This window comes from Bacillus sp. JJ1503 (genome assembly GCF_036965125.1).
GTDB lineage: Bacteria > Bacillota > Bacilli > Bacillales > Cytobacillaceae > Cytobacillus.
On the sequence record NZ_JBALOZ010000249.1, the window covers coordinates 1 to 12,672 of the forward strand.

The following is a 12,672-nucleotide window of genomic DNA, read 5'->3' on the forward strand; positions in this document are numbered from 1 at the left end:
GCTCATAAATGTCTTTTTTGATAAAAAGACTAAAACGTTGACGTTTTTGTTCGTTCAGTTTTCAAAGAACTAATGTTGCTGACAAGATAATACTATATCAGTTTATCTTTACAATGTCAAACACTTTTTTAAAATAATTTTTCATCGCGTTTGCGACAGAATTTTATATTAACAATTTCATCTGTATTTGTCAACAGTTAAAACGTTATATATAAATTCTTTTTTTATCTCCTCGCCTGTATTTCGTAGCGAGAACCTTATATTACTATTATATTTTCTATGTGTCAACAATTATATTAAAATTATTTTATAAAGAAAAAAAACAATATCTTACATAAGAATTTGAAACGAGACTTATAGCTAACGGTTCCTTCATCTTATATCCAAGAAAGTGTAAATAATTTAAAACCGCTCTCCTTAAAAAGAGCGGCATATACTTTTTCACACAATATTTTAATATATTGATATTACTGATCCATTTTTATGGATAACATGCACTTTCTGACCAGATTTCTTCTGATAATCTGAAGCTGTTCCATAGGGCACTTGTAAAACAAGAGGTTTTCCTTGTTCAGTAAATTCTACTGTAAAACTATCAGCAGCTCCAACCACTTCCACTTTAGCAGATTGAACAGACCCAGGAATATTCAGTTTCTGTCCAATTAGAACCATTTCCTTACTAAGCCCATTTGCACCAGCAAGTTCTTTAGCTGTCACCCCAAAGCGTTTAGCTATTCCCCATAACGTATCTCCAGGTACAGCCGTATAGATACTTTCTACATCGCTTTTAGCTTCTAGTGGCAATAAGAGTTTTTCTCCAACAATTATTTTGTCAGAACTCATATTATTTTTCTTTTTCAAATCATTTATAGATATTTCATACTGTTTAGCAAGAGAGTATATCGTATCCCCTTTTTGGACTTTATATGAAACAAAGGCTTCTTCTGTGTGTTGATTAGGTAAAAGAAGGTGTTGGCCTACAGTAATTTTTTCTGTTACTAGACCATTTACTTCCATTAACTGCTCTACACTCACTTGATACTTTTTAGAAAGATTATATAAGTTATCTTTTGGTTTAACTGTATAAGTTGAGCTATATGCTTCTGATTTGCCGTTTAATAAGATAATAGCTGTAATTGCTCCAGCAGCTGTAGTTATGATCACTTTTTTATTACGAGCTTTTATTCTTTGCTTGCGTACTTCGGCAATTCTCTGCTTTCGTTTAATTGAAATTGTGTTCAATGTTTCTTTTCCCCCGTATCTCTCTCTATAATAAATTCGAATTACTCAAGAGTAATTCGAAACATCAGGGGGTTTTTTTGACCGTATTACCAATATTTTTCTCATAACCCATTTTCTTTTCTATAGTAGGTAATTTAGCACACAATACCGAGCTCTATAATTCGAATATGATTACTCGGTTTTATAACTGAAATTTTCCTCTATTAAATAAATTTAAAGGGGGTAAGTGATGTTCTTCTGAATCATCTTTTGTAGATGCTTAACTGTTGGGGTTAAATTAACAAGGAAATAGGATTCTCTTAGCCTTCTTGCTGGATCACTATTTTTCAAGTACCCCGCTCCACCTTGATGAAGCATGCATGCGTGTACGGATTTTAATGTTAGATTTACAGTATCAAGCCTTAGCTGCAATAACTCATTCCATTTCTCAGAAAGATTATGACTTTCAGCAATTCGGAATGTTTTTTCAGTAATTTCATTTAATTTCATTTGAAGTTCATCTGTTTGGATATCTAAATACTGATTACACCTACCCTGCTTGTTGCAAACCTTTTGAATAGACTTAATCGATGTCTCCGTCACTCCTAATCCCAGAGGAATTTGATATAGAACAAAAGCCGATCGAATATTAAGGATAAATTCATCTGCTCGTTCAGCAATTATCCACTCTTCTCGTATCCTTACATCATTAAACGCACAGGAATAGGTGGCACTTCCGTTTACCCCCATATACTCTCGTTTTTCCTTTAGAGTTAATCCTTCCGCTGCGCACGGGACGAAAGCCATGATTCGTTGGTGTTCGTCTACCTCAGCGATAATTCCAAACCAATGGTCTTTTCCTAAGTTAGAAACAGCAGGTAAATTCCCAGAAACGAAATAACCATCTTGCGACTTTTTTGCCTTCAAATGTAAAGACTCAAGACCTGCATAATATTTCATCGGATTTGATAAGCCAGTGCCGCCTAATAATTCCCCGTTTTCAAGACAAGGAAGAATTTCATGTTTTAGAAATGGATTATCAGTGTTTCGGATATAAGTTAAAGAAGCTAAATGACACCATAAATTAAAAGCTGTCGTCATACATACCTTAGCCGTTTCTTTCACCAAATACACTTCTCGTGATAGTCTTTCTCCCTTCGGCAAATCCTTCGAACTAAGGAGTCCCTCTTTGCCAATAGCCTTTAGGAAATCTTCTGGGTAGTAGGCTTCTGAATCTATCTTTCTGACTAGCGGTTTCAGTTGTGTTTGCAGCAAACTTTCAAAATTCATATAAGCAGCCTTCCCCTTTCTTTAGAAAAATCAAGGCAGGAACTTCACCTTTAATACAATTTAATCTTCTTATTAAGAAAACCTCCATAAAGGAGGTTTTCCTTTCATTTTTATGAAAGCTCAGTTATTGTGTCAATTGGAGCTTTAACCGCTTCACGCGCTTTTTTTACTGTTCCTTCATCCGGTGCATCATAAAAGCACAGGCATTTCGTCATATCTTCACATACATAAGTTCTGGAAAAAGAAACCTCTGGAACCTCTGCATAATGAACGGAATTTGTCGTCTTCCTATCTAGATATTGTTCCATAGTCAAATTTTCCGGGAGATTCCACTCGACTAAATAATTTACTTTTTCCTTCTGCTCCTTAACCTTCGCCAATTCCTGACCAACTAGACGTACTGGCTTAATAAGAGAAACTGATATTCCTAGTTCTCTTAAACTATCAGTAATCGCATTTCGGTCTTCACCTTCAAATATGAAGAAAGATCTTGAGAACTCTTTTGAAACTTGAACTTCAATTAAACTCGTATTTTTTCCACTAACTGTTTCCTGTACCTCAGAAACTTTAGCCTCAAAAGCTTCCTTTGTTTTTACTGCCTCATTCAAAATAGATTCAACAAGATATAGAGCCATGTTTTTTCCTCCTCAAGGATATAGTTAAAAAATTTATTATGAGCTGTAAATCACTAAATATTATTAAGTTAGATAAACTTACCTGCTAACTTTCTTACTATGCTATTGGTTCGCCCTTCCCCATTGCTTATCTACCCATTTCTCAAATAAGCCAATTGCCTTATCAAGCAAAAGTCCGCAAACCCCAATAAAAATAATACCGGCCAGCACTAAATCTAAGTTCATTGAATTTCTTGCATCCACTATTAAGTAGCCTAATCCTGACTGAGCTCCCACCATTTCACCAGCAACAAGGAATATCCAGGCAGTTCCTAAGGCAATATGCAAGCCATTTGCTATGAAAGGAAATGCGGCGGGAAGAATAATTTTAATAAGTAAATGCGATTTCCTTATTTCAAAATTCTGAGCAATTTTCAGATAAGTTGGATCCACTTTCCTTACCGCTGAAACGGTTGATAGTAAGACAGGGAAGAATGCAGCAATGAAAATAATCACGATGGCTGGAATATCACCAATCCCGAACCACAAAACAATAAAAGGCGACCATGCTATTGGTGAGACTGGCCTTAAAACCTGTACAACTGGATCTAGGATATTCCACAGTGCTAAAACCCTTCCAAAAATCAGCCCCAAAATAACAGCAATAATAACTGCCGATAAATAACCAATTAAAAATCTCATCATGCTTACCTGCAGGTGGACAAAGAATGAACCGTCCTTTATGAGTGACACAATTCCCTCCCACACTTTAAGAGGCGGCGGCAGTAGGGCTTCATCATAATTCCCGATACTAATCGTTAGTTGCCAGGCAGCAATCAGAAGCACAAAACCAACTATGACATTTGAGAGTTTTTTTACACTTCCCATTTCATCACTTCGCCTTATCAAATAATGAATTATCGACAAACTCCTCATAGGAAGGCGGATTTTCTGATAAACCCATTTCTACTAAACTTTTTGTTAATTCATCATAGCTGCTTTTATTTACTCTTAAATCATCGTAAGAAATCCATTGGAATGAAAGATCCATCACCTCTTTATCAACCTTCATATATTTAGAAGAGGCTGTCAGCGTGTGATCATCTTTTTTCTCAGCTAATTCGCCTGCTTTTACATACTCATTGACAAATTCCTGAGCCACTTCATTTTCCTTTTGAATAAAGTCATTTCTTAAAACTAGTGCACAGTCAATTGAATCCTCCCAAATATCAGTATCCTGATAAAGAACCTTTCCTTTCTTAATAGCTACCGAGACTGCTCCAAACGGTTCAGCAACTACATATCCTGAAACTCTCCCTTCTGATAGGGCTGCCGGCATTTCGGCAGGTGGCAGTTCAACAGCCTTAACATCTTCATATTTCAGCCCAGCCTGTTTAAGCATTTGATAGAGCAATATATTATGAGTAGAAAACTTATGAGGGATTGCAAAGTTCTTCCCTTTCAAATCCTCAACACTGTTAATATCATTAGCTGCAACTAATACATTTCCATCTCTATGGCCAAGCGCCACAGCTTTCAAATCAATTCCTTGCTCCTTCGCCTTCAAAGCAAGAGTCACAAGAACAGAAGCACCATCTATACGGCCTGTATTAAGGGCATCCATTAACTCCGGCCATGAACCAAACTTAACAAGCTCCAATTTAAAGTTTTTAAACGAATCCTGTTCATTTTCTAAATACAAAGGAACCGCATGAGTAATCGGCAAATAGCCAATTTTCACTACTCGCTTTTCTTCATTCGCGGATTTCCCTGCTGATGATGGGTTAGACCCACAAGCAGCCAAGCTCACCGCGAGCATTGAAATGATCAATAAGGATAAAAGCTTTTTATAACTTTTCATCGTATCCCTCCTCTTTATATACAGCTATATTTTGATTACTTGCCTAATGCACGCATTGGGCGGTTTCTATCACAAACTATATTTATTAACAAAGCTTATCTAAAAAATATTTAAATATTAAACTCAATTGAAGGTGCAGGTCGGTTAAAGTGGAATTCCTCAAATATTGTCCTTCGATATTGCTGAAAGTCCCCATGACTTCGATCTCTAGGCTTTGAAAGAGTTATCGTTAACTCTTTATTTATTTCACCTGGATTAGCTTTCATCATAATCACTCTGTCTGATAAATAGATCGCTTCATCAATATCATGCGTGACAAGGATAATGGTCGTCTTCTCTTGCTCTTGAATTCGAAGAAGCTCATCCTGCAGATAATAGCGATTAAATGTATCTAAAGCGGCAAAGGGCTCATCCATTAAAATCAATTCTGGCTGGTTGGCAAGAGCTCGTGCTATCGCAACCCTTTGCTGCATTCCCCCTGAAAGCTCATGCGGAAATAGATCAACTTTATCCCCTAAACCGACCAAGTTCAAATATGTGCGTGCTCTCTCTTTCCGCTCCTTAACCCCCATTTTCTCGCCTTCTAACCCAAGCTCTACATTTTTCAAAACAGATCTCCATGGTAAAAGACCATAATTTTGAAAAAGCATAATACATTTTCTATTTGGCTGGGCCACTTGATTTCCATCGATGATAACCTTTCCTTCATCGGGCTTTTCGAATCCCCCGATAATATTAAGCAACGTACTCTTCCCACATCCGCTTTCTCCCAAAATTGAGATCATCTCTCCTCTGTTAATCCCAAAGGTCACACTATTTAAAACATGTACAGTTTGCTCTTTATTCTTAAAGGCTTTGCTCACATTTTCCACTTGAATAAAAATCGGTTCAACCAAGCCCTCTATCCCCCTTAAAAAGACAAAAATCGTCAATTCATTTAATTCCTATATAAATACTATGTTTAATGATTTTAAGTTATTCTATTACACTTTGTTCAAAATGACAACTTAATTTTTTGAAAGTATAAAATTTTCTTTTATCATTCTTGTATGTTCAAGAAATCAAAATGCACAAAATAAAAATGGTTGCCCCGCCAATGACAAAATCATTAATTGGAACAACCATGTGTGATCATTTATTTAATTAACAGGACTTTACGAAAAAGCGGGAGAAGGTAATAGCCAAGACAAACACCCACTGTATTTAATAGAAGGTCGTCAATATCTAAGCTCCCTCTTTTTGATACAAACTGCAGTCCTTCTATTATACTAATCAAACAAATTGTGAAAAATAAAAGCTGTTTAATCGAGGCACTCTTTTTTATAAAACCGTAATACACGCCAAATGGAATAAATAACCCGATATTCGCGCTCAAATTATAAAAGGCAATTAAAAAATCAGCATTCCCAAATAAATAAAGGCGAATGGTCATAAAAGGCATCATATTGACCGCACCATAATTTGTCCCATTGGGCCGGAAAAATAATAGGATTAACAGTCCGATAGTATAGAAAAATATAAGACCATGGAGGACACTTTGTGATACATAGACTCTTTCATTAAGTAACAAGCAAACAATAAATAAAGTTAAGAAAGAAATAACAAACCAAACTATCCCAACTGCAAGTGGATGCAAATGGTTTGTTAGTTCAAGCCATACTGGAATGAGAATAAAAAATATGGCTTGAGAAATGAAAACACTAAGCAGAATAACTTTTTTCATAATTACCTCTCAGGTGGTTTATTCAACTTCCTTTGGCCGAATGATTTCAACATGTAATGCTTTTGCTTGACCCGGATAGGATTCAGCAATGGCACCCTCAATCCAGATTGCAACCTCTTGATAAACTTGCAATTCTTTCATATTATCGGTTTCATTCAATGTAACCCATACTAACCCCTTCTCATAATCTTCAACTAAAATTCGCCTAACATCTTTATCGATTTCAAGAATGCTCCCTTTCATATCAGCTTCGCCTTTCACATCACTCTTTTGAGTACAGCCAAATAAGATAAATGAGAATAATAATAGTACAATGTATTTTTTCATTCGTATCCATCTCCTATATGTGAATAGACGTACCGTACAGTTAAAGGTTTCGGCAAAAAAATAAAATGGACGTCTTTTAAAAACGTCCATTCTTACAACAATAAAGCCTTATGATAGCTCCGTTATTACCTGATATATAATTTTAGTAAATTATAAAGTATACGCCGGTATCATCCATGGGAATACATATGCTTGCAGCATGACTAAAATTCCCATTAATGCGGCTAAAGCTAAACTGTGGAAAAAGACTGCCCGAAATATCGGTCCTACAGCATTTGCGCCTTCGACTCGATTCTCATAACAAGCTGCTGTTGCTACAACTATGCTTTGAGCGTCAATCATTTTCCCCATGACCCCACCGGTTGAGTTGGACGCTGCGATTAGCACCGGATCTAGTCCTAGCTGGTCAGCAGTAATTCGTTGCATACTCCCAAATAATGCATTCGAAGAGGTGTCACTGCCAGTCAGAAATACCCCAAGCCAACCGAGCATGGCAGCAAAGAACGGATATAACACACCAGTTTTAGTAAAAGCTAATCCTAGGATGGCGTCTAAGCCGGAATATCGCGTTGTAAAACCTAAGCCTAGTACTAACGCTATCGTTATTAATGGGGTTTTCATTCTTTGTGCTGTTCTTACAACAGACTGTTTCCATTGTTCTTTGCTCATTCGGAGGAACAAACCGCTTAGCAATGCGGCAAAAAACACGCCTGTTCCTGCTGCAGATAGCCAGTTTAAGTTATAAAGAGCCGCTTCTGGTATAGATTCCTTTGCAAGTGGCGGACTTCGGAATACGAGCTGATCCAAAAAAGGCACCGGAATACTATAAAATGACTTAAGACCAAAGAAGTTCAAAGAATTCAGGAAGCTCTTCCATTGTGGCAGTCCCCACATGAATACGAAAAGTGTAAGGAATGCCCAAGGAGCCCATGCCTTTGCCACTTGTCCTGAACTATACTTTGTTTCCTGATTTTCTAGGGATTTCATTTCTTCCTCTTCACCAGGCAAATAAAATTTATTTTTTGGCTGCCATACTTTAAGAAGTAGAATTAATGCAAAAATAGCGACAAGACCACCAATAATATCAACTAGCATCGGCCCAACGTAGTTAGAAACAGCAAACTGGGTAATTGCAAAAGTAACACCCGTAACAAGGATTGCTGGCCAGATTTCCATTACCTGCTTCCACTTTCCTTTGTGCATGAAAACCATTGTAGCAATCAGCCAGAATGGCACAATAACGGAGAAGAAAGGCAGTTGGCGCCCAGCCATTGCAGACAAGGCCATTTCAGGAAGTCCAGTCACAGCTGCTAAGGTAATAATCGGCGACCCTACAGCTCCGAAAGCAACAGGGGCCGTGTTAGCGATTAAACAAAGAATTGCTGCTACTATAGGACGAAACCCAAGACCTACCATCAGCGCACCAGCTATGGCTACTGGAGTACCAAAACCAGCCGCCCCTTCGATAAAAGCCCCGAAGGAAAAAGCGATGAGAAGTGTTTGAATGCGTCTGTCTGATGATAAATTTAAAACAGAAAATTTTACAATATCAAATTGACCAGTCACCAATGTAATCGTATACAAAAACATTGCGGCAACTATAATCCAGCCGATCGGCATCATGCCAAAGAAGGATCCATATCCAAAAGCTGCTAATGTTGAAGACACAGGCATGTCTACTAACCATATTGCCATTATAACAGTGACGATCCCAGCAATGAGAGCTGCTTTTGGTGCAGCAATTCCATAATGCCTTCTCCCCAGCTTATCCTTATGAGGATGCAATGCGAGCAAATACAACAAAGTCAATATTGGGATTGCAGCTAATAGTGTAGAAAGAAAGGCATTCCCCATTGGATCATACAGTTGATGAAACTCCAAACTTATCCCCTCCTAATCATATTCATTCGAAGTATATGACGGGTAATCTCCCTTTAGTACAACTAGTCCCAATAATAGTAAAATTATGAATTTATGGAATGTCCACCCATTTGTTCATAACGAATTAATACTTGGGATTGTATATCAGTCAGCAAAAAAAATCCCAATCTCTCAGTTTCATAAGTGAGAAATTAGGATTTAAATAAAGAATATCTGCAGATACTATCCCTAGAGGAATGAATCTTCCCATTTATCCTGTTTCTAAACCGGATCCTTAAAATGCCTATGCGAAAAAAGATTAAAGTAATTTAATTTTAGGCCTTATTAGGATTGTTTTACGCGTTCTAAAATTTTCAATCTTTACAAGTAATAAATTAGCACCTAAATATTATTTTGTCATTTCGACAAAAATCGACATGAATAACAGGAGAAAAACATGGATTTATTTCGTAAAAAATCGATAGGCAATGAACTTTCTAACAATTCACTCAAAAGGGTACTTGGGGCTCTAGATCTAACCATGCTTGGGGTTGGGGCTATAATTGGAACAGGAGTATTCGTTTTGACAGGAGTTGCCGCAGCCAAATATGCTGGCCCTGCCTTAATCCTATCTTTTATTATTGCGGGTTTAGCGTGTGTATTTGCAGCATTATGCTATTCGGAATTTGCCTCGATGATTCCAGCATCCGGGAGTGCTTACACATATAGTTATGTCGCTTTTGGTGAATTACTTGCTTGGATTTTAGGTTGGGATTTAGTTCTCGAATATGGACTCGCCTCCTCCGCGGTGGCAAGTGGATGGTCAGGGTATTTCCAAGGGTTATTAGCAGGGTTTGGAATTCATTTACCAACAGCCTTAACTTACGCCTTTGATCCCTCAAAAGGTACAATCATCGATTTACCAGCTGTTATTATCGTCCTTTTAGTTACTTTATTACTTTCTAGAGGAGTAAAAGAATCTGCTAAATTTAATGCCACAATGGTTGTTGTTAAGGTGGCTGTCGTACTTCTATTCATTATTATTGGGGCTTGGTACGTTGAACCGGATAACTGGACTCCGTTTATGCCGTTTGGATTTTCTGGAGTCGTTACTGGAGCGGCAGTTGTCGTGTTCGCCTACTTTGGCTTTGACGCGGTATCTACTGCTGCCGAAGAAGTAAAAAATCCTCAGCGTAATCTTCCAATCGGGATTATTTCATCATTAGCAGTTTGTACAATTTTGTATATCGCCGTCTCTTTAGTTCTTACTGGGATGGTACCGTTTGATTTGCTAAATGTGAAAGATCCAGTAGCTTTTGGATTGCAATATATTAATCAAGATTGGGCAGCAGGTTTTATTTCTCTTGGAGCCATTGTTGGAATTACGACAGTCTTAATCGTCATGATGTTTGGACAATCACGTCTGTTCTATTCAATTAGCAGAGATGGACTTCTGCCAAAAGCTTTGTCTGCTGTTCATCCAAAAACAAAAGTTCCTTTAAAAAGCACTTGGGTAACAGGAATATTGGTTGCCACTCTTGCCGGCCTAGTTCCCCTTGATAAATTAGCTGAACTGACAAGTATAGGTACATTATTTGCTTTCACAGCTGTTTCTCTTGGTGTTGCTGTACTTCGTAAAACGCGACCAGATCTCAAACGTGGATTTAAAACACCCTGGGTACCTGTTATTCCAGCTTTAGCAGTGATCTTTTGTGTTTATTTAATGCTGCAGCTTTCAGCATTTACATGGAAAGGTTTCGCTGTTTGGCTAATTCTCGGTCTTGTCATTTACTTTACGTATGGTTATAGGAAGAGTCACTTAAATCAATAAAGCAGTGACAGGCCCCTTGATAAATGTTGAATTTTGATTATTAAATGTCGAGACTAGTGTATTCTTTCGACAATTTCGGGTGTGACTGACACTGCTACCACTGCAGAATAAGTTGAATATAAGAGTATGAAGTGAACGGATGGCGATTTAAAAATAAATGGAGGATTCTTTTTACGAACGTAGTAGGATACTTCTAAAACTAGAGGTTAAAATAAAGTATTGATGTAAAAAGGTTGAAAATAGAGGATAAAAAATCCTCAAAAATTATTTATTTTCATTTGATTGGTTATCAGGTGTTTGAACATTTTCATTTAACTCTTCTGTGTCACCTTTAGCATTAATGATTTCAAATATTTGATTTAAACCTTCTGATATTTCTTCATCTTCTTTTTTCAATAATATCCCTCCAGTTTGTGATTATTTATAAATTGTCCAATAGCTAAAGGATAATACATCAAAAGATAAAATGACAAAAATGAAGCTAAGTAGATTTTCAACTTAAAAAAGCCGATTCCCTAATAACTTTTTAAGGAATGGGCTTTTTTGATTTTGTCTCACTATACAAACATGCCAGTCGTATATATCTTTCAGTATTTCTTCTTCAATCAATTGATAGGCCTGAATTAGGTCTTGAAGAAACACCGCGATTAAGGGTGTTAGCACTAGCTTGGATCGTTTTCATCTAAAGATACTGTGATAACTTTTGTATACTCGCCTTTTGCTACTTCACTTGGTGTCGCGTCTTCCATTAGTTCATCTTCCGTGTCGATGCCTTCTGCAATCACTGGAGTTTCCTGCTGAATTTTCCTTTTCACGTTAACACTCCTTGAAAATGATTATTTATAACTTAATTCATTTTAGAGTGTGCCCATCTATCTTGCTTTAATACCCTTGCTCACGGTCTACTAATCCATGTAAAGGCTGTTCATTTATAAATCGCTTTAGATTTGCTGCAAAAAAACTGCAAACTCCATTAACGGTACTCGGTCCTGATAGATGGGATGTAACGTACACATTTGGCATTGACCAGAAGGCATGGTCCTTCGGCAACGGCTCTTTCTCGAATACATCGAGAATGGCGGCACGAAGATGACCTGATTGCATAACGTTAACTAAATCCTCTTCTTTTATCAGTGCTCCTCGGCCAACGTTGACAAGGCAAGCATTCGGCTTCATCGTTAGTAGAAGGTCACGATCTATGATATGATGTGTGGCTTCTGTTAAAGGAAGAATTGTTACCAAATAATCAAGGTCTTTTACAAACTCACCCCAGCTTTCTGGAGTATAGTGGCGGTCCACTAATGAAGCTTGTTTTCCGCTAAAACTTAATCCGTGTACATTCATATCAAAGGCACGAGCTTTGCGCACAATTTCAGCCCCAATCGATCCGAGTCCAGCCACCCCGATGGTTTTGTTTGCCAAGGATTCCGAAATGAATGGATCCCATTTCCGTTCCACTTGTGATTTGTTCATACGGGAGACGTCTTTCACGATGTTCAAAAGGTATGTAAAAACATATTCTGAAATATAAGTTCCGAATTGATCAACGATACGGGTTAATTGGATTTTGTTCGGTATTGTCTTGTCTGCAACCAAATCATTGACCCCTGCCCCCATCGATTGAAACCAGCGGACATTTGATGCAATTGGCTGATTTAGGACTTGAGTGGGAAACTTCCATCCCAAAATGACCTCCGTATCTGGCAAGTACCTTTCCACTTCCTCAAAGGTTGCAGCAGCCTTCACTGAAGAAAATCCAAAATTACGAATGTAGTCAGCATAAGCTTCGGCCTCTGCCTTATCACGGGTAAAAACAAGAATGTTCGGCTGGAATGTCATGATAAATTCCTCCCCTATTAGAAATAGTATTTATTCTTACACTTATTTTACATAGAGTTGTCTAAAAAATATAATTATTTGCAGGAAACAACATGTGCTCATCGAA

The 12,672-nt window shown here is 37.5% G+C and carries 13 protein-coding genes; 1 reads left to right on the forward strand and 12 read right to left on the reverse strand.

All coding sequences use genetic code 11. The features are described 5' to 3' along the window. Positions 1–453 precede the first annotated feature (453 nt). The 9 genes from V7149_RS18485 to V7149_RS18525 form a co-directional block, all read right to left on the reverse strand. Positions 454–1,242: a LysM peptidoglycan-binding domain-containing protein gene (locus V7149_RS18485; RefSeq protein WP_335347068.1), complete on the reverse strand. Its 789-nt coding sequence runs from the start codon at positions 1,240–1,242 to the stop codon at positions 454–456. A 213-nt stretch (positions 1,243–1,455) separates the two neighbouring features. Next, positions 1,456–2,511 carry an acyl-CoA dehydrogenase gene (locus V7149_RS18490; RefSeq protein WP_335347069.1) on the reverse strand — a complete coding sequence of 352 codons (1,056 nt, stop codon included), beginning with the start codon at positions 2,509–2,511 and terminating at the stop codon, positions 1,456–1,458. Between the two features lie 110 nt (positions 2,512–2,621). Then, positions 2,622–3,146, reverse strand: a complete 525-nt coding sequence (locus tag V7149_RS18495) for a DUF4242 domain-containing protein (RefSeq protein ID WP_335347070.1) — start codon at positions 3,144–3,146, stop codon at positions 2,622–2,624. Between the two features lie 102 nt (positions 3,147–3,248). Beyond that, positions 3,249–4,013, reverse strand: coding sequence for an ABC transporter permease (locus tag V7149_RS18500; RefSeq protein WP_335347071.1), 765 nt, complete (start codon positions 4,011–4,013; stop codon positions 3,249–3,251). Between the two features lie 4 nt (positions 4,014–4,017). Next, on the reverse strand, positions 4,018–4,986 hold the full coding sequence (locus V7149_RS18505) for an ABC transporter substrate-binding protein (protein WP_335347072.1): 969 nt from the start codon (positions 4,984–4,986) through the stop codon (positions 4,018–4,020). A gap of 110 nt (positions 4,987–5,096) precedes the next feature. Further along, complete coding sequence (locus tag V7149_RS18510; protein ID WP_335347073.1) at positions 5,097–5,882, reverse strand: ABC transporter ATP-binding protein; 786 nt, start codon at positions 5,880–5,882, stop codon at positions 5,097–5,099. 239 nt (positions 5,883–6,121) lie between these two features. Continuing rightward, on the reverse strand, positions 6,122–6,709 hold the full coding sequence (locus tag V7149_RS18515; protein WP_335347074.1) for a VanZ family protein: 588 nt from the start codon (positions 6,707–6,709) through the stop codon (positions 6,122–6,124). Positions 6,710–6,727: 18 nt separating this feature from the next. After that, entirely contained in the window at positions 6,728–7,036 is a 309-nt protein-coding gene (locus tag V7149_RS18520) for a DUF3221 domain-containing protein (RefSeq protein ID WP_335347075.1), read from the reverse strand. A 150-nt stretch (positions 7,037–7,186) separates the two neighbouring features. Next, positions 7,187–8,917 carry an L-lactate permease gene (locus V7149_RS18525; protein ID WP_335347076.1) on the reverse strand — a complete coding sequence of 577 codons (1,731 nt, stop codon included), beginning with the start codon at positions 8,915–8,917 and terminating at the stop codon, positions 7,187–7,189. 436 nt (positions 8,918–9,353) lie between these two features. Here V7149_RS18525 and V7149_RS18530 point away from each other — a divergent pair, with 436 nt between their 5' ends. Next, positions 9,354–10,727 (forward strand): amino acid permease, encoded by a 1,374-nt coding sequence (locus tag V7149_RS18530; RefSeq protein WP_335347077.1) that lies wholly within the window; start codon positions 9,354–9,356, stop codon positions 10,725–10,727. 264 nt (positions 10,728–10,991) lie between these two features. Here the strand turns inward: V7149_RS18530 and V7149_RS18535 are convergent, their stop codons facing one another. The 3 genes from V7149_RS18535 to V7149_RS18545 all read right to left on the reverse strand — a co-directional run bounded on the left by V7149_RS18535 (position 10,992) and on the right by V7149_RS18545 (position 12,566). After that, positions 10,992–11,123 (reverse strand): hypothetical protein, encoded by a 132-nt coding sequence (locus V7149_RS18535; protein WP_335347078.1) that lies wholly within the window; start codon positions 11,121–11,123, stop codon positions 10,992–10,994. Between the two features lie 266 nt (positions 11,124–11,389). Continuing rightward, positions 11,390–11,542 (reverse strand): hypothetical protein, encoded by a 153-nt coding sequence (locus V7149_RS18540; protein WP_335347079.1) that lies wholly within the window; start codon positions 11,540–11,542, stop codon positions 11,390–11,392. Positions 11,543–11,609: 67 nt separating this feature from the next. Then, positions 11,610–12,566, reverse strand: a complete 957-nt coding sequence (locus V7149_RS18545; RefSeq protein ID WP_335347080.1) for a D-2-hydroxyacid dehydrogenase — start codon at positions 12,564–12,566, stop codon at positions 11,610–11,612. Between the last annotated feature and the right edge of the window lie 106 nt (positions 12,567–12,672).

Coding starts and splice junctions, on each gene's coding strand:
- V7149_RS18530 (WP_335347077.1), top strand. CDS start 9,354: ATGGATTTATTTCGTAAAAAATCGATAGGCAATGAACTTTCTAACAAT.
- V7149_RS18520 (WP_335347075.1), bottom strand. CDS start 7,036: ATGAAAAAATACATTGTACTATTATTATTCTCATTTATCTTATTTGGC.
- V7149_RS18500 (WP_335347071.1), bottom strand. CDS start 4,013: ATGGGAAGTGTAAAAAAACTCTCAAATGTCATAGTTGGTTTTGTGCTT.
- V7149_RS18515 (WP_335347074.1), bottom strand. CDS start 6,709: ATGAAAAAAGTTATTCTGCTTAGTGTTTTCATTTCTCAAGCCATATTT.
- V7149_RS18505 (WP_335347072.1), bottom strand. CDS start 4,986: ATGAAAAGTTATAAAAAGCTTTTATCCTTATTGATCATTTCAATGCTC.
- V7149_RS18545 (WP_335347080.1), bottom strand. CDS start 12,566: ATGACATTCCAGCCGAACATTCTTGTTTTTACCCGTGATAAGGCAGAG.
- V7149_RS18495 (WP_335347070.1), bottom strand. CDS start 3,146: ATGGCTCTATATCTTGTTGAATCTATTTTGAATGAGGCAGTAAAAACA.
- V7149_RS18490 (WP_335347069.1), bottom strand. CDS start 2,511: ATGAATTTTGAAAGTTTGCTGCAAACACAACTGAAACCGCTAGTCAGA.